Source organism: Rhizobium sp. SEMIA 4085 (assembly GCF_013004495.1).
In the GTDB taxonomy this organism is placed as follows: domain Bacteria; phylum Pseudomonadota; class Alphaproteobacteria; order Rhizobiales; family Rhizobiaceae; genus Rhizobium; species Rhizobium gallicum.
In genome coordinates this window covers 1-21,956 of sequence record NZ_JABEPH010000057.1, presented here as the reverse complement: position 1 = coordinate 21,956, position 21,956 = coordinate 1, and the positions used below count along the sequence as shown (strand labels likewise).

The window sequence follows — 21,956 nt, the reverse complement described above, 5'->3', positions numbered from 1 at the left end:
GGGAGGAGCCTACGTGCGCCGGGAACCGAAAAGAGCCTCTTCCGTAAGCTTGCGGCGGCATTGGACACCGGAAGCCAGAGGGTGATCGATCGGGCGTCGAACCTTGAGATCGCCCTCACCGCGCTTCCAGCGTCCGTTTTGGCTAGGATCTCCTGGAGTTCGAACTGGGAATCCGACGGTCCATTCTCCGGCGCCCTGGTCGAAGGGGATGTGGAACGCACAGGCTCTATCAACAAAAGGATTGCGGCCTTGAAGGGGCCTCTTGTCCTCGTTCAGTCGGCCACGACCGATGAACTTGCAAAAGATCACGAGGCATATTGCCTCAATTGGCTGCTGGAAGAGGTTTCGATTTCGATCAACACGGCTGCGGCCGGCGGCAATGCAAGCCTCATGACGATTGGCTGACACGGGGAAGTGCCGCGCATGTCCGGATCAGACCGCGCGGCCGCTTCCGCCACCGCAATTTTGAAAGTTGAGAACGACCATGCCCACGGAACCGAAATCCGAAGAAAGTTCTGAGGAACTTCCGGAGCATTACCGCCCTATCGCACTGAGGGCGGTATTGGCAGCATGCGCGGTAAAAGGCGAGCACAAGAAGCCGGCGGCAGTTCAAGATCTTGAAATATTAGGGGTCTTGCCCGAAGGCTTTCACATGCCACACGATCTCGAGAGCTGAGGGTCTTCCCACGGCTTTCTCCTGACGGCCGGCCAATGGCTCAACTTGCGTTGGCCTGCGCGGTCCGAAAAGCGCCATTTAGCGGCGGCTCGTCTATGTGCTACCGGTCCGGTTCGCAGTCGCGTGCTTCATGTTTCAGCCATTCGACAAACTGTGCGACGCGAGCATTCTTGGCGCTTCGCGACGGCTCAATGACGAAATAGCCGTTTCGCGTTGCGATCGAATCCTCGGTCAGCCTGACCAGGGCCTTCTGATCCAACAGGTTTTGGACAAGACGCTTCCACCCCAACGCGATGCCCTGCCCGTTCAAGGCTGCGTAGATGGCTTCCGTATAAAAGCTGCATCGCAATCCCGACGGCCGCCTTGGGGCTCGGATTGCAAAGGCGGCGAACCACTCGTCCCATCCTGTCCAGCTTGGATCTTCAGTATCAGAGCTGATGAGAGGATGCCGGGTTAGGTCGTGCAGGTCTGCAAACCCCTCCAGCTTCGCCTGGTAGTGCGGGCTGCAGACTGGGAAAATCTCGTCCTCGAAGAGAAGCTCGGCTCTACCGTCTGACCACATCCCATTTCCGTAGCGGATCGCCAAATCGACATCGCCTCCATCGAGGCTTACAGCATTGTCCTGAGAGATGATCCGTAGCGGGATCTCAGGGTGCTTTCTGGAAAATGAGGCGATCTTCGGCAAAAGCCAGAAATGGGAGAAGGCGACGCTGGCCGAGATTGTAAGGCCTTCGTGGCTCTCGTCCCTTTTTATCTCCGCGATTGTGTCGGCCATGAGGTTAAAGGCCGTTGTTGCAGCCGCAGAGAGCAAGCGACCTTTGTCTGTGGCTTCGATCTTTCGATGCAGGCGCCGGAAGAGCGGAAAGCCAAGGCTTTCTTCCAGCAGATGGATCTGACGGCTGACGGCTGCTTGCGTGACGCCCAATTCGCGCGCCGCCTTCGTGAAGCTCCCTACCCGGGCAACAGCCTCAAATGCTGTCAATCCGGTCAAAGGCGGAAGCTTTCTTCGCAAACTGACCAAGGCAGCCCGACCTCCGATGAACTTGTCCGCCTGTCTTGCTAGCATTACATTGATTATGTCAAGTAACGTTGAAAACCTCGCGGCAGAAGCCGTTTTTCGGGGTTCACCGCGATTAAAACATGACCCCTGATTATGGCACGGTGTGAGAGCTCGAAGCGCGGCAGCAGCTGTTGAAAAGCCTTTCTCGCACCTTTCGCCTAAGCAGCTCATATAAAAGCGCTGACCTCTTGCCGTGGCGGCGGCGGTTGTAAGCCTTAAAGAAGCACGCTGTCGCCCACGCTCAAAGTGCCCCTATGACCGGGCCGGCAATAGACGCCCATATTCCGGTTGCCATGCCGCATGACATTCCTGAGTATTTCGGGATCATTCTCAAGGCCCTCCTGAGCGATAATTGTAAATCCACATCGTTTTGTCGGGGCAACGATGGCGCTTGGGACGGCTCCCAGGTGGAGCGGACACCCCACCCAGTCCAGCTCGGCAAAGCCTTTGATGTCGGCGTCAGATTTCACGAATATATTGGGCCTGAATCTGCGTCGGTCCGGATCGCCGTCGGGATCGATGGACTTGAGGTGTTCCACAGAAGCGCTCGTCAGCAGATGGAGTGGCGCGACGTCATATCGATTGACGGCAAGATCCGTTTCAGCCGTAGCGTTTGCGGAACATTGATACGGTCTCACAGCCACTTCGAAACCGAAGAATGCCGACAAAAGATGGGCGAGATACGGTGCACCGGTCGCAAGCCAATCTTCGTCCGGCACTTGGATTTCCACTTCACCGGCAGCCGTCGTTCTGGATTTGACGAATGCGGCTTTATGCCAACGCTGATCGCGTTCGGGATGTGCAACAATTCCCGTCGCTACCTCCACAAGGGCAAAGCGTCGATCACCGATCAATCCGTCGATGGAAACCTCTGCATGATCCAGCCGCTCTCCTGCGACTGAACTTACCGGATAGCGCCAAAGTTCACTGATCTTTCCTATTTGGCGCACGTTTAGTGAACTCCCACGGTCGTCGCGCGAAGCTGAGAGGGAGTCTGTCCGAATATGCGCTTGAACGTTCTGGTGAAATGCGACGCGTTTTCGAAGCCGACGTCGAGGGCGATCTCGATCATCGGCAGTCTTGAATGGGCCAGCAGAGACTTTGCACGCTCCATGCGCACACGGGTATAGGCCTGGGCTGGCGACATTCCGGTCTTCTCAAGGAATACGCGCTCGAGTTGGCGCCGCGACAGTCCCACCGACGCCGCCAGCGCCGGGATCGAGATCCCGTCTTCCAGATGCTGTTCCATCGTGATCATCGCGGCCTTCACGCGTGCATCGTCATAGTTCTCATGGAGCGGCCGGCGGGGCTGCACATCTGCAGGAGACCGCGCCCTTTCGATCTGCAGAACCTCCAAGGCGTTTCGCTCCGCCTCCCGGCTGATGTAGCGCCGCACGAGCAAGGCGGCCATGTCGGCGGCGCTACTTCCGCCTGCGCAAGATCCGCGCTGGCGATCGAGATTGAAAAGCCGATCCGACCGCACCGGAAGATCGGGAAAACTCTCCCGGAAACTCTTGGCATGCAGCCAGCTTACGCACGTCTCGTGACGTGTCATCAGTCCGGCGTCCGCAAGAATGAACGTACCGGTGCAAAGCCCAATCAGCGGCACCTTTTGGACGGAGGCCCGCTTCAGGAAGGCAATCGTGTCCTGGTCAACAGGCCGTTCCACGCAAAGCAGCCCGCCAACCACGACGATGTAGTCGAAACGGGACGGATCGACGAAGTCCGACGTGGGAGCGACCTGGACACCGCAGCTCGATGTAATCAGATGTCTGGTACTTCCCAGGACCTGCCAGTCGGCAAGGACCCTCCCGGAACGATCAGCTTCGTCACTCGCCAGGCGCAGGGTATCGATGAACAGCGCAAAGGCCGAAAGCGTAAACGATCGAGCCAGAACGAAGCCCACCTTCAGACGCTTAGCTGGCTCGGTAGCATCGCAGGATCGGCAATCTTCTGGTCGCATCATCTTGTCTCCTTGGTACAGTTGCTCGCTGGAACAGACGTTCATTCGATCCGAAAACCGCGAGCAAGCGGCGTGCATCAATCCTTAGAAAGGTTGGCGATTAAACAAGCCACGGGACAACCGGTCCAGCAGCAGCGCGACGGCGACGATTGCCAGGCCGGCTCGCAACCCAAGACCCATCTCCATACGTGTCAAACCGCGCGTCACCTCTGCGCCGAGACCACCTGCTCCCACAAGTCCAGCCAACACGACCATCGCCAGAGACAGAAGAATGCATTGGTTGAGCCCGACAAGGAGCGTCTGCTTGGCCAGGGGGATCTCGATCTTCCAAAGCACCGATCGCGGATGGGCGCCGATGGCGCTGCCAAGCTCCATGAACTCCTTCGGCACCTGGTTGAATGCCAGTGTCGTCAAACGCAGCATTGGCGGAATGCCGTAGACGATCGTGGCAATAATTGCCGGTACCCGTCCGAGGCTGAAAATCATGACCGCCGGGATGAGATAGACCCACGGCGGAACCGTCTGCATCACGTCGAGAACCGGTCGAACCATTGCCTCCAAGGTCTTGTGGCGTGAGCACAGCACGCCGATCGGAAATGCAATGAGAACGGATATCAACACGGCAACGGTCACCAGAGCGACTGTCTGCATCGAGGCCGTCCACAGTCCCACGAGCAGGCAGAAACCGAGGCAAAGACCCGCGAGGATTGCGGCACGGAGGCCGACCGCCGCGAATGCCAAAACGATGACAGTCGCAATCAAAGCATAGGGCGGCACTAAAAGGAGCGCGGCCTCTATTCCAGACAGAACCGCTTCGACAACGTAACTGATCGTAGCGAACAAAGGATGAAGGTTGGCGTTGAGCCAATCGACTGCTGGGGCCAGGAAGGCGCCAGGCGAAAACTGAACGGTCGTAGCGTTCATGACGTCCTCCCCGCACCGAGGCGTGCTGCGCTCTGGGTTATCCGGTCAAGCACCATGGTAAGTACCACGATGGCGATCGCTCCGTTGATCGAGGTTGCGATATCGAGCGTTCGGATCGCGCCGTAGATCGTTTCCCCGAGCCCGCCGGATCCGACGATACCTGCGATGACGACCATGCCGAATGCCATCATCAGGCTTTGATTGATCCCTGCCATGATACTGGGAAGCGCAAACGGAAGGCGGATCTTGAAGAACATCTTGGCTGGCGTGATGCCGCTTGCCTCGCCGAGCTCGATGAATTCCCTGGGCGTCATCCGGATGCCAAGAGACGTCAGCCGGATGGCAGGAGGCATGGCGACGACGACGGTCGCAATCAGCGCCGTGGCCGGCCCGTAGCCGAGCAGCGCGATCGCCGGCAGCAGGTAGATGTATGGCGGAAGCGTCTGGATCAAATCCAGGCCAGGCTCCATGAAGCGATCCAGGGCGGTGAAGAACCCGGCTGCAATGCCGATCGGAATTCCGATAGCCAACGCAAGTACGGTCGCTGTCAGCACCAGAGCCAAGGTGCTCATCGTCTCCGGCCAAAGGCCCATGGAAAAGCAGAGCGCGAGTGCAGCCCCACTCAATATGGCGAACCAGGCATTGACCAGCCGCCAGCCAACAAGCGCTATGACGAGAGCAACCACGTAGAAGGGTGGAAGCTCCAGGAGCCACAGGATCGCGTCGTAGAGCCCTTCGAGAACCCATCGAACGTAATCGAACAGGAACTCTCCGTTGTCACTCACCCACTCGAGCGCGGAGTCCGTCCATTCGTCAAAAATATCGGTGAAGCTTGAACTGTCCATGTCACTGAGCTCCAGGTTAGGGTCACGCCGCCGCGAGATCGTTTGTGGACGTGCCCTTGACGCCCATCAGAAGACTGCGTGGCGTGACCACGCCGACGACCTGATCGTTGTCTACGACGGCGATGGCATCACGCTCCGACTGCATCGTCAACGTGATGAGCTCGTCGATGTCGGCATCAGGCGTGGTGCGCGCCAGAGACGAAATGTCGGAGTTCGGCTCGCTTCGCTGGAAATCGGTGACGCTGCGCATGACAGAATGTGCCTTGATCAGATGAAGCCGGGATATGCCAGCGACGAATTCGGCGACGTAAGCATCAGCGGGATTGAGAATGATCTCCTCGGCCGTGCCGGTCTGGATGATCACGCCATCCTTCATGATGGCGATGCGATCGCCGATACGGATGGCCTCGTCCAGATCATGAGTGATGAAAACCGCGGACTTGCCCAGGGCTTTGGTGAGTTGTCTGAACTCATCCTGAAGCTGGCGCCGGATAAGGGGATCGAGCGCGCTGAACGGCTCGTCCATGAGGATGATTTCGGGGTCGGCCGCAAGCGCGCGGGCAAGACCGACGCGTTGCTGCATGCCGCCGGAAAGTTCTCTGGGATAGCGATTCACCCAGTCGGCAAGGCCGACCTTCTCCAAAGCCGCACTCGCCGTGGCGTTTCGCTCGGGCTTGGCAATTCCCTGCACCTCAAGGCCAAAGGCCGCGTTCTCCAGGACCGTCCTGTGGGGCAGGAGCGCCACACTCTGAAAAACCATTCCGATATTGCGGGCGCGCATCTGCCTGAGATCAACAGGTGACAAGGCAGCCAAGTCCCGTCCCTTCACCAGGACCTTTCCCGCACTGGGGGTGATCAGCTTGTTGAGGAGCCGGATGAGCGTCGACTTTCCGCTCCCCGACAGTCCCATGACGCAGAAGATTTCACCGCGCCGCACCTGGATGCTCGCATCGGATACGCCGACAACGCAGTTGAATTCCTGCAGGACCTGTTTTTTGCTGAGCCCGCGCTCGGCGATTGACTTCATCGCGGCAGAGGACTTGTCTCCGAAGACCTTCCAGAGGGATTGGCAGTCAATCAGGACTTCATTGATATCGACATTTGCGGCTTTCATAGCGATCCCCTTTGAGCCAATTGGCGCTGGCTTTTCTCGTTGGGCGTCGAGGTGGCCGCCCGACAAGATCGGAACAGCCACGACGCGATTAATATTTCTTGATGTTTTCCCAGCGCTTGATGAGATCGGCATGGGCGCCGATCCAGTCCTGGACAGCCTGGTCCATCGTCTTGCCATCCTTGACCTCGCCATTGATCGTGGTGATGTCAGCGAGTGGAACGTATACGCTGGCCATCACTTCACGTGCATGCGGGTTCTCTTCCGAAAAGCCCTTTTGACCGATCCAGTAGTAGCTCTGCGGCGGCGGGAAGACGCCCTTGGGGTCCTTCAGGTACTTCACCTCATACTTTTGGACCATCCACGACGGTTCCCAAATCGTCACCGCGACCCATTCCTTGCGGTCGTAGGCGGATTTCAGCGCCGCCGTCATCGCCGCCGTGCTGCCTTCGAGAAGCTGCAGCTTGATATCGTAGTCCTTGACCGCGTCCGACGTGTCACGCATGAGGCCGGAGCCCGGTTCGATCCCGACGATCTTGCCGCCGAACTTATCGGCGTTTTCGTTGAGCTGATCGAGCGAATCGATCGGGACATATTTAGGAACGGCGATACCCTGATAGAGACCGTGCGAAACGGGCGAAATCTTTTCCAGACGGTTCTTGTTCTTATCCCAGTAGTCCTGGGCGACGTAGTCGGTCTGAGAGGCGAGCACCTGGATGTCGCCCTTGGCAAGAGCGGCATAGGCAATGCCCCATTCGGAGAACTCGGTCACCTTCACGGTGTAGCCGGCGTCCTCAAGAACCTTCTTTGTTATTCCGGTGATGGGCGTCAGGTCTTCCCACGACAGCGTGCCCATGTTGATCGTCTTTTCTTCCGCATGCGCTGGAAGCATGCTCATTGCGATCATCGCAGCGGCGCAGAGCGCCCTCCACAAAGCCTTCATTATTCTTACTCCTAGTTCTCGTTCCCATTCTCATTGAAGTCCTGCGGGCAGCGCAGTCTTCATATTGCGCGGCGACGGATCATCCCTCGCGGCCTGCACGCAATTCCTGAAAGCGGATGACCGAATTGACGCCCAGCCACGCGACGGGCTCGGGAGGCAGTCTGCTCGGTTCCGGGTGATTCTTGTATTTGTCGAGTTCGGGGCTAGCAGTGCCGGTCGCCAGATCGGCCGCCATCATGCCCGCAAGCGTGCTCTTGACGGTGCCGAGACCATTCTCGCAGCACGCCGAAAAAAGGCCCTCTTCCACCTCGCCGAATGCCGGCACGTGGTTCCGGCTGAGGCACAGCGCACCGGCCCAGCTATACTCCATCGGCAGGCGTTCCAGCCCGGGGAAACGGGCATCGAACGACCGGCGCTGCTCGGCAGCCACGCCGGCAACCCGCCTCTCCGACACCTTGAGACATGGGTCGTATGTGAACCTCGTCCTGATGACGATCCTCGAACGGCCATTGGTGGTGATCTTGCGAACGGTCGCCCCCATGGGATCTGCCGGCAGCAGCGCCCATCGATCGGCGCCGGTAACGTCGCCTGCGAACTCGTTCTGGGAGAACGGGGCGGTCATCGACGCGTAGGTGAAGATATGCATCAGCCGTCCACGGAAGTGGCCGAAGCTTTCGACGTGACCGTTCACCCCTAAAATGACCTTCGGCGCAGAGACGGATCCGTGATTGGAAATCGCCTTCCAGGACTTACCTTCGCGTGAAAGCTCCAGCACCGGCGAATGTTCGTAGATGGTAACCTTCGATCGAAGTCCGCGCGCCAGCCCGCGGATATAATCGGCGGGCTGGATCATCACGGCACCTGGCGTGTAAAGCCCTCCACGATAATAGCGCGAGCCCGTCATTTCCCGCATCTGGTCGGCATCGAGAACGCGATGTTCTTCGCCGATCTTCTCAAGAGATTTGCGGTAATTGTCGTTGAGGCCGAGCCCTCGGTCCGAGGCCGCGGCATTGACCTTGCCCGACGGATCGAACGTATCGCTCGACAGGTTGTATTCGGCCGCGACGTCCGCCGCAAAAGCGATCGCCAAACGGTTCTGTCTGATCTCGTTTCTGGTTGCCTGCTCGTCTGCCACCGAGTACTCGCCTGCCGACAAGTTGTGGGGCACGTCGATCATGAAGCCGGAGTTCCTCCCGGCCGGTCCCTTCGCAAGTTCACGAGCCTCCAGGACGACAATCTTGTCTTGGGGACGAAATTGCGAGAGGCGCCGTGCCGCCGACAGGCCGGCAAATCCAGCGCCGATGATAAGCCAGTCAACCGTAGCGTCTCGATCAAGCGCCGTTGCGGGAAAGGCGCGTTCGCTGACCGCCTCCCATCCCGAAGTGCCGGTGTCGATCGGCAGACGCTTGATCACATGTCGGGTCATCGGATCGTCTCGTCCACAGATCGGTCCGAGACGTCGATCCAGATCGTCTTGAGTTCGCAATAGTTGTCGTGGGCAAAGACCGACTTGTCGCGGCCGCCGAATCCCGACTCCTTGTAGCCGCCGAACGGCGTGGTCGCGTCCCCTTCGCCAAAGCAGTTGACGGTGACGACCCCGGCCCGGATTTCCCGCGAAAGCTTGATGGCGTTTCTCAGGCTTGCGGTATAGACGGACGCCGTAAGACCGTAGTTGGTGTCATTGGCAAGAGCGATGGCTTCGCTGAGCGTATTGAAGGTCGTGACCGCAAGGACCGGCCCGAAGATCTCTTCCTGAAACAGACGGCTGGAAGGCGTTACACCCTCGACCACCGTCGGCTCGATGAAGATGCCGCCATGCGTGTCGCCGCCGTGGGCGACAGAGAGCTTCTCCTTCTTCGCGTCGTCGAGAAAGGATTTCACCTTCTCAAAGTGGGTCTTGCTGACCAGCGCGCCGATGCGGTTTTCGGGATCGAGCGGATCGCCCGTCTTCCATTCGCGCATGTAGGCTCCGATGCGCTGCAGCAGCTCGTCCTTGACCTTGGCATGGACGATCAGCCGCGATGTGGCCGAGCAGTTCTCACCCATGTTCCAGAAGGCGCCGTTGACCACCTGCTCGGCCACAAGGTCGAGGTCTTCGGCGTCATCGAGAACGACCGCGGGATTCTTGCCGCCGCATTCGAGCACGACACGCTTGAGGTTGGAGTCGGCGGCATAGCGCAGGAAGCGGCGGCCGGTAGGCGTCGATCCGGTAAATGCCACCATGTCGACGTCCATGTGCATGCCGATCGGTTCGCCGACCTCCTTGCCGCCGCCGGTCACGACGTTGAAGACGCCCGCAGGGATCCCTGCTTCATGGGCAAGTTCGGCGACACGCAGCGTGGTGAGCGTCGTTTCCTGCGCAGGCTTCACGATCACCGAGCAGCCGGCTGCAAGGGCCGGACCGATCTTCCAGGCCAACATCAGCAGCGGGAAGTTCCACGGAAGCACACATCCGACGACGCCGACAGGTTCGCGGACGATCATTGTCAGTGCATTTGCCCCGACAGGTGCGGTGTTGTCGTAAAGCTTGTCGATCAGTTCGGCATGCCAGCGAATGGTATGAATGGTATCGGGAACGTCGACCGTCTGGCATTCGCGGATCGGCTTGCCACTGTCCAGGCTTTCCATGATAGCGAGTTCATGACGGTTGCGCTCCAGCAACTTGGCGAGCTTGAGGAGCACGGCCTTGCGCTCGCCAGGCGAACACAACCGCCAGCGGCCGTCGTCGAAGGCTTGCTTGGCCTTGATCACGGCATAATCGACGTCGGTGGCGTCGCACGCGGCGATTTCGGCAAGAACGTCGCCCGTGGCAGGGTTCGTGGACGTGAAAGTCCGACCGGAATGCGCCGGACGGAAGGCCCCGTCAATGAATCCATTCGTCGGGAACTGAAGGCCTGCGGCGATCGCCTTGTATTCGGCAGCGGTCAAGGGTTCATGCATGATTTGCTCCCGACGTGATCTGGGCAACCGTGCGCTTCAACGTGGCGACGACGGTCTGGAGGGTTCGCTTTTCTTCGGAATTCAGCGGACGCAGCGGTGCGCGGACCGGCCCGGCGCTCAGGCCGATCAACTCGCATCCATGCTTGATCGACTGGACGAACTTCCCGCATGCCAGGAAATCCATAAGCGGCAGCATCGCGGTCATGATCGCGCGACCCTTGTCGAAGTTCTTTTCCAGCACGCAGGCCTCGTAAAGCGCGACGTGCTCGCGCGGAAGGAAGTTGGAGCCGGCGCATACCCAGCTCTTTGCGCCCCATGCGAAAAATTCGAGAGCTTGATCATCCCAGCCGCAAGACAGCGAGATATGCGGATACTTGCGCGCGAGACGATGAAGATTGCCCATGTCGCCGGAACTTTCCTTGATGGCGACCACATTTTTGGATTTACCAACGCGGGAAAAATACTCCTCGCCCATCATCACGCCCATGCGGGCCGGATAGTTGTAGAGCATGATCGGCAACTTGGCCGCACGGTCCACCGTGAGCGCGTGGACCGCATTTTCCCGTTCCGTCGGCAACGCATAGGGCGGCGAGGACACGAGGATCGCATCCGCGCCGATTTCTTTTGCCGCCTTGGCGTACTCGACCGAGTCTTCGGTTCTCGTTGCGCCCGTTCCTATGACGAGCGGCAGCCGGGTGCCGATGACATCCTTGGCATAGGCCGCAAGTTCGAAGCGCTCCTGGCTGCTGTGGGCATAGTACTCGCCCGTCGAGCCACCGACGATGATGCCATGCACGCCCGCATCGATGAGCTGCTCGATGACGGCGCAAAACGCAACGCGGTCTATCTGCCCATCCCGGTCGAGCGGCGTCACCGCCGGCGTAAAGATCCCCTCAAACTTCACGGTGATTTCTCCAATGATTGCGTGGTTGGAGCGCCGATCGGGGCGTCCGCCTTAAGTCCGTGCGGCGCAATGAACATTTCCATGTTTTCGCGGGACAACTCCCAGTGCTCGAAGACAAGATCGACCACAGCGTCCTCGTCATGAATGCTGAGCGCCTCGATGAAGCTGTCGTGGTGCTCGACAGCCAACTGCAGCCGCCGCTTCATGTCCGCGTTCCTGGGTCGGAAGAAGGTATGACCGATGCGCGCGTGGTCGATGAGAAGCCGGCCCAGGCTGGGTTGCAGGTAGACGTTGGCCGACATCTCCCCGAAGATCTCGTGGAAGCGGTTGTTCTCGAGCACCATCGCCAGCGCGTCCATGTTCTGACTAGCGGCGCGGAAGCGCTCCTGGGTCTGCTTCAGGTCCGAGAGTTGCGAAGGCTTGAAGTTCTGCACTGCAAGGCGGCCAATCGCCGCGTAGATCATCGGCGCAACAAGAAAGAAGTTCCGCAGGGTCGCGTGGTTCATCGGGATGACCCGCGCCCCCCTGTTCTCGCGAATGTCGACGTAGCCCTCCCCCGCCAGGCGGCGGAAAATATCGCGAACCGGCGTTCGCGACAGGCCGTAGCGCTCGCTGAGACTGGACTCGTCCAGATCGGCGTCGGGGTCCAGCTCCATCGTCAGGATCTGACGTTTCAGGTCATCGTAGAGATTGCTCTTGACGCTCTTCGCCATCGGTTATCTCAGCCCTCTTTTTTCATCTGACAGCCCATGATCGCATGGCTTGGGACAGAAGTCAATTATTGTGTACTTTGTGTACACAATCAAAATTGTTAGAAAATACAATTTACCGACCCGCTTTGCCGGCTGACCGGGCAGCTTCTTTTTTCAACGTTTCCGCATTGCCATTACATCTGGTTATGTCATGACGGCCGATTTGTGCCGTTGAACCATGCAAAGATGAAGCGGATGATTGCCCATCCAACCATGAGGTAGAATTATGCTTCAGACCTTCGCTTCGTCGATTTCATCGCTTCTCGACTCAAGGGCCGACGGCCATTCGCTTCCCGCCGGGCTCTACAACCGTGAGGATGTTTTCGAAGCCGACGTCGACGTGTTCTTTCGCAAACACTGGATCTGCATCGGTCTGGAATGCGATGTTCCAGAACCGGGAGACGCCAACGTTATCGAAATTGGCAACAGCAGCCTCATCATTCTTCGCGACGACGACAATCAGATCCGCGTCGTGCACAACGTATGCCGTCATCGCGGCTCGCGGATCCTTGACGCGGGATCGAGCGTGGTCTCCAAGCTCGTCTGTCCATACCACCAGTGGACCTACGAGCTTGACGGCGAGCTCGCCTACGCGCCTCACATGGGCGCCGATTTCGACAAGAGCTGCAAGAGCCTCAGGCCGGTCAGTTTCAAATCGATCGGCGGCCTCATTTACGCCTGCCTCTCCGACAACCCACCGGCCGACATCGAGCACCTTGAAGAGGTCATGACGGAACGGCTCGCGCCCTACGATATCCGCAACACAAAGGTGGCTTTTCAGACTGACGTGGTCGAACACGGCAACTGGAAGCTGACGATGGAAAACAATCGCGAATGCTATCACTGCTCTGCGAACCATCCGGAGCTCTGCGTCTCGTTCGTCGATCTGGATTTCGGATTCGATCCGGAAAGCCTGAGCCCGGAAGACCGAGAGCAGGCAGAACAGCATCAAGCTCTCTATGCAGACAAAACCAAGAGCTGGGAGGCCGACGGCTATCCTTCCGCCGCCGTCGAACAGCTCGTCGATTGCGAGACAAACTTCAGAACACAGCGGCTGATCATTTCGGGTGCCGGTGAATCGCAGACGCCTGACGCGACCGCGGCTTCGTCGAAGCTTCTCGGCACCATGACCAGGAAAGACCTGGGCGACACGCATCTGTGGGGACACAATAGCTGGAACCACTTCATGGGCGACCATGCGGTTGTTGCAATCGTCATCCCGCTTTCGGCTGACAAGACCCTCGTGCGCACGAAATGGCTTGTTCACAAGGATGCCGTCGAAGGCGTCGACTACGATCTCGAAAAGTTGACGAACGTTTGGGTTGCGACAACCGACCAGGACGCGGAGCTTGTCGCGCGATCTCACGCAGGCGCCCTCGACCCTGCCTATGTCCCCGGTCCCTACTCGCGCTTCTCCGAAACGAATCTCGACAAGTTCGCGACCTGGTACATCGACCGGATGCGAGCTCATGGATATTAAGACCTTGACGAGCGCTTCGAACGCGCCGACGGACGTCTGGGATCCAGAACTGGACGATACCCTTGTCTGTATCGACGTGCATCAAGAGACGCACGACGTCAAAAGCTTCACCTTCGCGTCTCCCCAGGGCAAACGGTTCGCCTTCCAGGCCGGTCAGTATTTTCTCTTCGACTTCCCGCTTGGAGCAGATGCCGAACCCCGTTGCTACAGCATATCTTCGTCACCGCAGAGGCCGAATGCCTTCACGGTTACCGTGAAACGGGTGCCGGACGGACGGGTCTCCAACTGGCTGCACGACAATCTGAAGTCCGGCGCGACCGTGAAGGCGCAAGGTCCGCTGGGACATTTCATCCGTCCCTCCGGTGCCGGCAAGAAGCTGCTGCTGTCAGGCGGATCTGGCATCACGCCTGTGATGTCGATTGTCCGTGATCTGGCCGACACCTGCGACCCGACAGACGTCGTGTTCATCCATGCTGCAAGGACGCCGCTCGACCTCATCTTCCGTGACGAACTGTCCATGCTTACAACGAAGATGAAGGGGCTGAGGCTCCATTTTCTTCCGGAACATCTCACGGGCGAACGCTGGTGGCCTGGCATCACGGGACGAATAACGTCCGAGTACATAAAGATGGCGGTACCGGATATAGCCGAGAGGATCGTCATGTGCTGCGGCCCGGCGCCGTTCATGGCCGCGGCCAGGAAGATATCTGCCGATCTGGGGGTACCGACGTCGAACTATATTGAGGAAAGTTTCGACGCCGCCGTCATTGATGATGCCGAACTGCCTATCGGCGAGGCGCCGGTCGTCGCGAAGACCTTCCAAGTGCAATTCCTGAAGCAGGCTCGAACGATCGAGGTTGCATCGGAACAGACGGTTCTCGGCTGTGCCAAGAAGGCTGGTTTGAGGCTTCCGTCATCATGTGCCAATGGCGTCTGCGGAACGTGCAAGTCCAAGCTCGTCTCGGGATCAGTCGAGATGAAGCATAACGGCGGCATTCGCCAGAGGGAGGTCGACGCCGGCCTATTCCTGCCTTGCTGTTCAAAGCCGCTGAGCGATCTGGTCATTGACCGCTGATCATCCCTGGATGGCCGACATGGCTCCTCGGGCTGACACGCGTCCGTTTTTGCACGAACTGTGTTCGAGAGGATCCCGACCCAATGAATGAGAACGTCATCGCCCCAGGAGGCCCAGCGGGGTCGACCGTTTTCAAAGACGAAAGGAAGCAGGCCTATCTCAATCCGGAGGGAGCGGACCGGCCGCTCAAAAGTCCCCTTTCCTCCGCCACTCTGGATAGGGCTCGCCGATATCGCCTCGGCAGACTGCAGGCCACGATGCAGGAATGGGACTGCGGCGCACTCCTGCTCTATGATCCCGTTAACATTCGATATGCGTTCGACTCATCGAACATGAGCATCTGGACCATGCACAATGCGTCCCGCTATGCGCTCATCCTTGCCGATGGCCCGGCGATCTTGTTCGAGTTTGAAGGCGCAGAACATGTGAACGACGGACTTCCGGGTATCGACGAAGTCAGGCCTGCGAAGTCCTGGATCTTCTTCACCGCCGGCGATCTGATCGAGAGCCGAATGAAGGAATGGGCCGACGAGGTGGCCGACGTCATTAGGTCGCAGGGCCGCAACGCCCGCATCGCCATCGACAAGCTCGAGCCTGCGGGTGCTTTCGAGCTGCGCAAGAGAGGCTTCGACCTTCTGGATGGGCAGGAATTGGCAGAGCGGGCGAGATCGATCAAGAGCGCCGATGAAATCGAGCTCATGAGGTGGACGATCCGTGTCTGCGAGGCCGGAATGGCGAGGATGTACGACAAGTCCGAGCCCGGTCGAACGGAAAGGGAGATCTGGGCGGAACTGCATTTCGAGAATGCCAGAAGTGGCGGGGAGTGGCTCGAGACCAAGCTTCTGACGGCCGGCGCGAGGACCAATCCCTGGTACCAGGAGTGTTCCGACTACGAGATCAAGGCTGGGGAGATGATTTCATTCGATACGGACATGATCGGCCCTTATGGCTACTGTGCCGATCTCTCCCGCTCATGGACCTGCGGTCATCGTACCATGAACGAAAAACAGCGGGAGCTTTATGCCGCAGCCAGGGATCAGATCGATCACAACCTCGCAGTTCTCAGGCCGGGAATCGGGTTTGCGGAGTTCAACGATCGTTCTTGGCGTATCCCGGAAAAGTATATCCCCTACCGCTATACCTTGGCGCTGCACGGCACGGGTATGGCGGACGAGTGGCCAGGCGTTCTCCTGCATCCGGATTTCGGCCGAAATTGCAGCGGCACAATCGAAAAGGACATGGTACTTAACGTGGAGAGCTTGATTGCGGAAGCGGGATCCGAAAGCATCAAGCTCGAGACTCAAGTCTTGATCACGGCAACAGGAGCCGAGCGGCTCGACACCTTTCCCTGGGAAGATGTCTAAGCCGATTTTGTGGAGGCTTCGGCCTGAACTGGGCAGCGATGGATCGCTCACCTCACAGGCGTTTGGCTCCGCTATCTGAGTGGAGATGCAGGTCGCGACGTCGGAACGCCTCGATCAAGAACCCGCTTGCGTTTTGCGCTCCGCGATATTCTGCGGGATGAACCGATAGTGGATCAAATCCATGACAACAGTCTCACTTTGCGTCCGATTGCGGTAACCATGGCGGCGGTCGGCAGGAAACCTCAGCGACTGCCCTTGCTCGACCCGCCTCCACTCTTCCTCCACCAGCAATTCGATCTCCCCGCGCAGGACGGTCACATGCTCCACAACCCCGATGTCATGCGGCTCTGAGATACTCTCGAAGTCGGGCGCGAAGGTCAGTTCATAGAGTTCGAAGCCGAACCGGGTCTCATAAGGGAACAACAATGCGCGTTGCATCCCTTCCTCCGACGGGCGCACCCGGAGACGACTGGCGTCACGCAAGAGCAACACATCGCCTTCTTCGCGATCCGGCTCGAGCAGGGCCGTCATCGGAACCCGCAAGCCCGTCGCGATCTTCCAAAGCGTCGCGACCGTCGGCGTGGATTCGCCGCGCTCGATCTGGCCCAGCATCGCCTTGCTTACTCCAGTACGCTCTGCAGTCTTGTCGAGGCTCCATCCAAGGTCGTGCCTGATCGATTTCAGTAGATTCCCCGTGTCAACGGGACTGAGGGACTTCATTTATGACTGACCTCGCATCTGTGCGTTATAGCGCACACTTCGAATGTGCGCTATAACGCACAGATGTGCAACTGCAACAACAGCGTCGGAGGATGTCACATGCAGCCTGTCGGTGAAAGACCCGCAGCATCCCGGGAAATCGGGCAACCAGACACCAGGCTCGACCTCGGGCGCATCTTTGAGGCGAAGGAACAAATCTCACGGATGTTTCGCGACACGCCCCAATTCGGCTGTTCATCTCTTGGCGATCTTCTGGGCTGCGAACTGATCATCAAACTTGAGACCGCAAACCCGATCCGATGCTTCAAAGGACGCGGGACCGAGGTCGTAATGTCCCGCCTCGAAAGAGCCGATCAGAAGGCCGCGGTCTGCGCCAGCGCCGGCAATCTCGGGCAGGCGCTCGCATATAGTGGGCGCGAACGCGGTATTGGCGTGACAGTGGTCGCCGCCACAAGCGCCAATGGCGCGAAGATCGATCACATGCGCCGGCTCGGAGCCGCCGTCGAACTTGTCGAGGGCGACATCGAGGACGCGCGAAAGCGCGCTCGCGAGATCGCGGCCAGCGGCAACGCTTTACTCGTGGAGGACAGCGAAAACCTCGACACCTGCGAAGGCGCCGGCACCATCGGGCTGGAGCTTGTCGAAGGGTTCGACCGCATCGACACGATGCTGCTCGCGCTCGGCGGCGGTGCGCTCGCCACCGGCGTTGGCCACGTTTTCAAGTGCCTGTCGCCCGCAACGGAGGTGGTGTGCATCCAGCCCAGCGGGGCGCCCGCCATGGCCCTATCCTGGCGGGCGCGATCAGTCGTCACCACCGATCGCGCCGATACCATCGCCGACGGTGTCGCCGGCCGGTTCCCAATCGCGGCGGTCCTTCAGGACCTGCTCGCCGTCGCCAATCACGTGCCGCTGGTAGAGGAGGCAAGCATCAAGGCGGGCATGCGCCTGCTCCATCGGCACGCCGGCCTCGTGGTCGAGCCATCGGCCGCCCTTGGCGTTGCAGCGATCCTGGAAGATCCCTCGCGATACCGCGGCAAGCGGGTGGTCACGGTGATCTGCGGGTCGAACGTATTGCCCGACGCGTTTTCGGCGTGGACACAGGACTAGGGTCAAGCGCAACCATTGAGATCACGACGTGACCCCGTCACTCGGGCCTGCCTCAACGCTCATGACAAGCTTGCGCAGCAGCGCGGCCAGGGCCGCGCGCTCTTCGACATCCAAACCTTCGAGGAACAAGAGTTCACTGGCCATATCCGCGCGAAACGCCTTTTCGGCCAGCGCGATTCCCGTTGCGGTCAGGCAAACGACAACACTTCGCCCGTCATGGGCCGATTTCTCTCGTACAATCAGACCAGCCTTTTCCAGCCGATCAAGGCGGTGCGTCAGCCCGCCGGAAGACAACATAAGCGTCGTATACATTGCCGTCGGCGTCAGCTGGTAGGGTGGCCCAGATCTGCGCAGGGTCGCGATAACGTCGAACTCGCCGCGATCGAGGCCGAACTTGGCAAAGGTCTCTTCGATGGAGGGCGCCACCAGGTTCGTTAGCCGTTTCGCGCGTCCCAGGATCGCCATCGGCTCGGTGTCGAGGTCCGGCAATTCGCAGGCCCATTGCGCGCGGAGCCGGTCGACATGGTCTTCGACAGCGCCCTCCTTTGAGCCGCGGTTGTTGTTTGGCGCCACCCGCATGATCCTCGTTTGCTTTGTCGTGCCACATTTGCGTGGTGCCGTTCCATACACCATGGAGCCTCAGGCGCAAAGATATCTTTGCGAGAAGATATTTATCTTGACGAGAAGATAGTTTGCCAATATGTCTTCCTGCGAAGATAACTGTGAACGGTTGGAGGAGATCAGGATGTTTTCGGTTTATCGCTATCAGCAGCCCGAACCCGGCACGAGCCGTACGGTCCGCTTCGAAGGTCGTCACTTCGGCAGCGAGGTATCGCTTTTTGTCGTGGACGCGGATCCGGGCCGCGGCCCGGCGCTGCATGTTCATCCCTATGCCGAGACCTGGGTGGTTCGAAAGGGGGAGGCCGAGTTCACGGTTGGCAACGACAAGACGCGCGGCTCTGCCGGCGACATCATTGTTGGCCCGGCCAACGTTCCTCATCGTTTCGAAAATGTCGGCACCGACCGGCTGGAGATCGTCTGCATCCATCCGAGCCAGACGTTCGAGCAAACCTTTGTTTAAGCCATCTCTGAGAGGAGCACGATAATGACTAAAATGATCTTTCTGAACCTGCCGGTCAGGGATTTGGCAACCGCGACGGCTTTCTATGAGGCCATCGGCTGCGTCAAGAACGAGCAGTTCTCCAATGAAAATGCGAGCTCGATGGTGTGGTCAGAAACGATCACGTTCCAGCTTCTGCAACATGGCTATTATCAGACGTTCACGGCAAAGCCGATAGCTGACGCGCACGCAACGAGCGGTATGCTGATCGCTCTGTCTCGCGACAGCCGCGAGGAGGTCGATGCCATGGTGGAGGCTGCCGCGAGATCCGGCGGCCAGGCGGATGTCGGCGAGCCGCAGGATTTGGGATTCATGTACCTGCGCACCTTTGCTGATCCGGACGGACACGTTTTCGAACCGGCTTACATGGATATGGGCAGCGCCCGTTGAAATCAAAGGGTTAGCTGAACTTCAACAGCCACCGGCGGGCCTAGATTTTCTTATGCCTCAGGCGAGATTTCGTCGTTTGCTCAAGGCGCGGACGACGGCCTATAAAGTGTCGCGCCTGCGGCCGGTCGCCTGTGCCTTGACGGCTGCGTGTGACCGCAGCTGCAGGCCCGTCGCACTGCGCAAGCCCGGTTCCGGGAATGCGGCGATCCCATCGAAGCGAGGATACCAGGAGCTATGAGTCAAATATCCAGCAGGACATATGCGGTTTGCGCTGGTGCATGTTTTTCCCTTTTCGGCACCTTTCTTGCCTGCAGTGCAGAGGCAGACGTCGTTGAAGGCAGGATCAGGCCCGTGGTCGACCGGACCATCAAGGGGTTGATGACCGAAAACGGTGTAGCCGGCATGGCGGTCGGGATCTCTGTTGATGGCCGCCGGTTTATTTTCAACTACGGTCTCGCCGACAAGGAAAAGGCAACGCCCGTCACCGCTGACACGCTGTTCGAGATCGGCTCCGTCAGCAAAACCTTTACCGCCACGCTCGGCGCCTATGCTGAGGCCAAAGGAGCGCTCGCCCTCTCCGATGCTGCGAGCGAGCATATGCGGGAGCTGGCAGGCAGCGCCTTCGATCATATCACCGTGCTCGAACTGGGTACCTATACGGCGGGAGGTCTGCCGCTGCAGTTTCCCGACGAGGTCATCAACAACAGCACGCTCACGCGCTATTTCCGCGGATGGCGCCCTGGCTATGAACCCGGCACGTATCGCGTCTACTCCAATCCCAGCATTGGTCTCTTCGGAACCCTCGCAGCTGCGAGCCTCAGAAAACCCTTTCCCGAGCTCATGGAGGGCACCCTCTTTCCTGCACTTGGCCTCACCAACAGCTATATCCGCGTTCCAGAGGCGGAAATGGGAGATTATGCCTTCGGCTACAACAAGAAAAACAACCCCGTGCGAGTAAGCCCAGGAGCGCTCGATGCCCAGGCCTACGGGGTCAAGACGACTGCCGCCGACCTGTTGCGCTTCGTCGAGGCGAACATAGACACCTCTGGGCTTGAATCTTCGCTGCAGAAGGCGATTGGCGCAACCCAGACCGGCTACTATCGGACAGGCGATACGTTCCAGTCCCTGGGGTGGGAGCTCTATGCCTGGCCGGCAACACTGGATACACTCCTTGCTGGCAACTCTTCCGACATGGCGATGAAGCCGCACGCGGTGACTCCGCTGGTGCCGCCACAAAAACCAGCCGAGGACGTGTTTTTCAATAAGACGGGTTCCACCGGTGGCTTTGGTGCCTATGCCGCGTTCGTGCCAACGCGCCGGATCGGCATAGTACTGCTTGCCAATCGTAACTATCCCATCCCTGAGCGGATTAAGGCCGCCTACTCGATCCTCGGGATGCTCGAAGCCGTATCGCAGGACGAGAGGCATCGGTGAGTTGACCTCGCGAAGACAAAGGAGTGGTGGGCGGCCGCCGGCTTCGAACCGAATGCCGGTGTTCGCGCGCCGCCCCGTCTGCTGGGTTAGTAGACAACCACGCCGCGGATGCTTTGACCGGAATGCATGAGTTCGAAGCCCTTGTTGATGTCTTCGAGCGGCATCGTATGGGTGATCATCGGATCGATCTGGATCTTGCCTTGCATGTACCAGTCGACGATCTTCGGCACGTCGGTGCGGCCGCGCGCGCCGCCAAAGGCGGTGCCCATCCAGCTGCGGCCGGTGACCAGCTGGAACGGGCGGGTGGAGATTTCCTGGCCGGCACCGGCCACCCCGATGACGACCGACTTGCCCCAGCCGCGATGGCTGGCTTCCAGCGCCTGGCGCATCACCTTGGTGTTGCCGGTGCAGTCGAAGGTGTAGTCGGCGCCGCCGATCTGGTCGGCGCCACGCTTCGTCATGTTGACGAGATAGGGCACGATGTCGTCGCCGACCTCCTTGGGATTGACGAAATGCGTCATGCCAAACTTTTCGCCCCACACCTTGCGGTCATTGTTGATGTCGACACCGATGATCATGTCGGCACCGGCAAGCTTCAGGCCCTGGAGAACGTTGAGGCCGATGCCGCCGAGGCCGAAGACGATCGCCGTTGCGCCGATCTCCACCTTGGCGGTGTTGATGACGGCGCCGATGCCGGTGGTGACGCCGCAGCCGATGTAGCAGATCTTGTCGAAGGGAGCGTCCGCATTGACCTTGGCAACGGCGATCTCGGGCAGCACCGTGTAATTGGCAAAGGTCGAGCAGCCCATGTAGTGATGGATCTTGTCCTTGCCGATCGAAAAGCGGCTCGTGCCGTCCGGCATCAGCCCCTGGCCCTGAGTGGCGCGGATCGCCGTGCACAGATTGGTCTTGCGCGACAGGCAGGACGGGCATTCACGGCATTCCGGCGTGTAGAGCGGAATGACGTGGTCGCCCTTCTTGACCGAAGTGACGCCCGGGCCGACATCGACGACGATGCCGGCACCCTCATGGCCGAGGATTGCCGGAAACAGGCCCTCCGGATCGGCCCCAGACAGCGTGAAATCGTCCGTGTGGCAGATGCCGGTCGCCTTGACCTCGACCAGAACCTCGCCGGCCCGCGGGCCTTC

General features: G+C 59.4%; 21 protein-coding genes and 1 pseudogene. 9 read left to right on the top strand and 13 right to left on the bottom strand.

Going from position 1 to position 21,956, the window contains the following annotated elements; translation table 11 throughout:
• A pseudogene (locus C9413_RS08640) lies at nucleotides 1-405 on the top strand (trifunctional transcriptional regulator/proline dehydrogenase/L-glutamate gamma-semialdehyde dehydrogenase); the annotation flags it as partial.
• Between the two features lie 371 nt (nucleotides 406-776).
• Here the strand turns inward: C9413_RS08640 and C9413_RS08635 are convergent.
• Complete coding sequence (locus tag C9413_RS08635; protein WP_223844093.1) at nucleotides 777-1,667, bottom strand: LysR substrate-binding domain-containing protein; 891 nt, start codon at nucleotides 1,665-1,667, stop codon at nucleotides 777-779.
• Between the two features lie 323 nt (nucleotides 1,668-1,990).
• On the opposite strand from C9413_RS08635, the gene C9413_RS33185 reads away from it, so the two are divergent.
• The gene (locus tag C9413_RS33185) at nucleotides 1,991-2,638 is read left to right on the top strand and encodes a hypothetical protein (protein ID WP_228703525.1); all 648 of its coding nucleotides are present in this window, start codon (nucleotides 1,991-1,993) and stop codon (nucleotides 2,636-2,638) included.
• Between the two features lie 50 nt (nucleotides 2,639-2,688).
• On the opposite strand, the gene C9413_RS08625 is transcribed toward C9413_RS33185, so the two are convergent.
• The 9 genes from C9413_RS08625 to C9413_RS08585 form a co-directional block, all read right to left on the bottom strand.
• Nucleotides 2,689-3,699, bottom strand: a complete 1,011-nt coding sequence (locus C9413_RS08625) for a GlxA family transcriptional regulator (RefSeq protein WP_040116648.1) — start codon at nucleotides 3,697-3,699, stop codon at nucleotides 2,689-2,691.
• 84 nt (nucleotides 3,700-3,783) lie between these two features.
• Nucleotides 3,784-4,623 carry an ABC transporter permease subunit gene (locus tag C9413_RS08620; protein WP_040115840.1) on the bottom strand — a complete coding sequence of 280 codons (840 nt, stop codon included), beginning with the start codon at nucleotides 4,621-4,623 and terminating at the stop codon, nucleotides 3,784-3,786.
• On the bottom strand, nucleotides 4,620-5,468 hold the full coding sequence (locus tag C9413_RS08615) for a proline/glycine betaine ABC transporter permease (protein WP_040115841.1): 849 nt from the start codon (nucleotides 5,466-5,468) through the stop codon (nucleotides 4,620-4,622). Before C9413_RS08615 ends, C9413_RS08620 begins: the two co-directional genes overlap by 4 nt.
• Nucleotides 5,469-5,490: 22 nt before the next feature.
• Nucleotides 5,491-6,582: a glycine betaine/L-proline ABC transporter ATP-binding protein gene (locus tag C9413_RS08610; protein ID WP_040115842.1), complete on the bottom strand. Its 1,092-nt coding sequence runs from the start codon at nucleotides 6,580-6,582 to the stop codon at nucleotides 5,491-5,493.
• A gap of 88 nt (nucleotides 6,583-6,670) precedes the next feature.
• On the bottom strand, nucleotides 6,671-7,522 hold the full coding sequence (locus C9413_RS08605; protein WP_040115843.1) for a glycine betaine ABC transporter substrate-binding protein: 852 nt from the start codon (nucleotides 7,520-7,522) through the stop codon (nucleotides 6,671-6,673).
• Nucleotides 7,523-7,601: 79 nt separating this feature from the next.
• Entirely contained in the window at nucleotides 7,602-8,948 is a 1,347-nt protein-coding gene (locus C9413_RS08600) for an FAD-binding oxidoreductase (RefSeq protein ID WP_040115844.1), read from the bottom strand.
• Nucleotides 8,945-10,462 (bottom strand): aldehyde dehydrogenase, encoded by a 1,518-nt coding sequence (locus C9413_RS08595; protein WP_040115845.1) that lies wholly within the window; start codon nucleotides 10,460-10,462, stop codon nucleotides 8,945-8,947. Before C9413_RS08595 ends, C9413_RS08600 begins: the two co-directional genes overlap by 4 nt.
• Nucleotides 10,455-11,366, bottom strand: coding sequence for a dihydrodipicolinate synthase family protein (locus C9413_RS08590; RefSeq protein ID WP_170250366.1), 912 nt, complete (start codon nucleotides 11,364-11,366; stop codon nucleotides 10,455-10,457). The genes C9413_RS08595 and C9413_RS08590 overlap by 8 nt, the downstream gene beginning before the upstream one ends.
• Nucleotides 11,363-12,079, bottom strand: a complete 717-nt coding sequence (locus tag C9413_RS08585) for a GntR family transcriptional regulator (RefSeq protein ID WP_040115847.1) — start codon at nucleotides 12,077-12,079, stop codon at nucleotides 11,363-11,365. Before C9413_RS08585 ends, C9413_RS08590 begins: the two co-directional genes overlap by 4 nt.
• Nucleotides 12,080-12,344: 265 nt before the next feature.
• On the opposite strand from C9413_RS08585, the gene C9413_RS08580 reads away from it, so the two are divergent.
• From C9413_RS08580 to C9413_RS08570, 3 genes are all read left to right on the top strand, one after another.
• On the top strand, nucleotides 12,345-13,598 hold the full coding sequence (locus C9413_RS08580; RefSeq protein WP_040115848.1) for an aromatic ring-hydroxylating dioxygenase subunit alpha: 1,254 nt from the start codon (nucleotides 12,345-12,347) through the stop codon (nucleotides 13,596-13,598).
• Nucleotides 13,588-14,673, top strand: coding sequence for a hybrid-cluster NAD(P)-dependent oxidoreductase (locus C9413_RS08575; protein WP_040115849.1), 1,086 nt, complete (start codon nucleotides 13,588-13,590; stop codon nucleotides 14,671-14,673). Before C9413_RS08580 ends, C9413_RS08575 begins: the two co-directional genes overlap by 11 nt.
• A gap of 83 nt (nucleotides 14,674-14,756) precedes the next feature.
• Nucleotides 14,757-16,037 carry a Xaa-Pro peptidase family protein gene (locus C9413_RS08570; RefSeq protein WP_052451843.1) on the top strand — a complete coding sequence of 427 codons (1,281 nt, stop codon included), beginning with the start codon at nucleotides 14,757-14,759 and terminating at the stop codon, nucleotides 16,035-16,037.
• A 114-nt stretch (nucleotides 16,038-16,151) separates the two neighbouring features.
• Here the strand turns inward: C9413_RS08570 and C9413_RS08565 are convergent, their stop codons facing one another.
• Entirely contained in the window at nucleotides 16,152-16,757 is a 606-nt protein-coding gene (locus C9413_RS08565; RefSeq protein ID WP_052451845.1) for an XRE family transcriptional regulator, read from the bottom strand.
• Between the two features lie 99 nt (nucleotides 16,758-16,856).
• Between C9413_RS08565 and C9413_RS08560 the strand changes: the two genes are divergently transcribed.
• Nucleotides 16,857-17,864: a pyridoxal-phosphate dependent enzyme gene (locus C9413_RS08560; protein ID WP_052451847.1), complete on the top strand. Its 1,008-nt coding sequence runs from the start codon at nucleotides 16,857-16,859 to the stop codon at nucleotides 17,862-17,864.
• A 21-nt stretch (nucleotides 17,865-17,885) separates the two neighbouring features.
• Here C9413_RS08560 and C9413_RS08555 read toward each other — a convergent pair whose 3' ends face one another.
• The gene (locus C9413_RS08555; protein WP_223844094.1) at nucleotides 17,886-18,437 is read right to left on the bottom strand and encodes a MarR family transcriptional regulator; all 552 of its coding nucleotides are present in this window, start codon (nucleotides 18,435-18,437) and stop codon (nucleotides 17,886-17,888) included.
• A 172-nt stretch (nucleotides 18,438-18,609) separates the two neighbouring features.
• Between C9413_RS08555 and C9413_RS08550 the strand changes: the two genes are divergently transcribed.
• From C9413_RS08550 to ampC, 3 genes are all read left to right on the top strand, one after another.
• Nucleotides 18,610-18,945, top strand: a complete 336-nt coding sequence (locus tag C9413_RS08550) for a cupin domain-containing protein (RefSeq protein WP_040115851.1) — start codon at nucleotides 18,610-18,612, stop codon at nucleotides 18,943-18,945.
• 24 nt (nucleotides 18,946-18,969) lie between these two features.
• Complete coding sequence (locus C9413_RS08545; protein ID WP_040115852.1) at nucleotides 18,970-19,374, top strand: VOC family protein; 405 nt, start codon at nucleotides 18,970-18,972, stop codon at nucleotides 19,372-19,374.
• Nucleotides 19,375-19,725: 351 nt separating this feature from the next.
• On the top strand, nucleotides 19,726-20,808 hold the full coding sequence (gene ampC / locus C9413_RS08540) for a class C beta-lactamase (RefSeq protein ID WP_318299855.1): 1,083 nt from the start codon (nucleotides 19,726-19,728) through the stop codon (nucleotides 20,806-20,808).
• 86 nt (nucleotides 20,809-20,894) lie between these two features.
• Here the strand turns inward: ampC and C9413_RS08535 are convergent.
• The coding region (locus C9413_RS08535; protein ID WP_170250365.1) for an S-(hydroxymethyl)glutathione dehydrogenase/class III alcohol dehydrogenase at nucleotides 20,895-21,956 on the bottom strand (1,062 nt) is incomplete at its 5' end.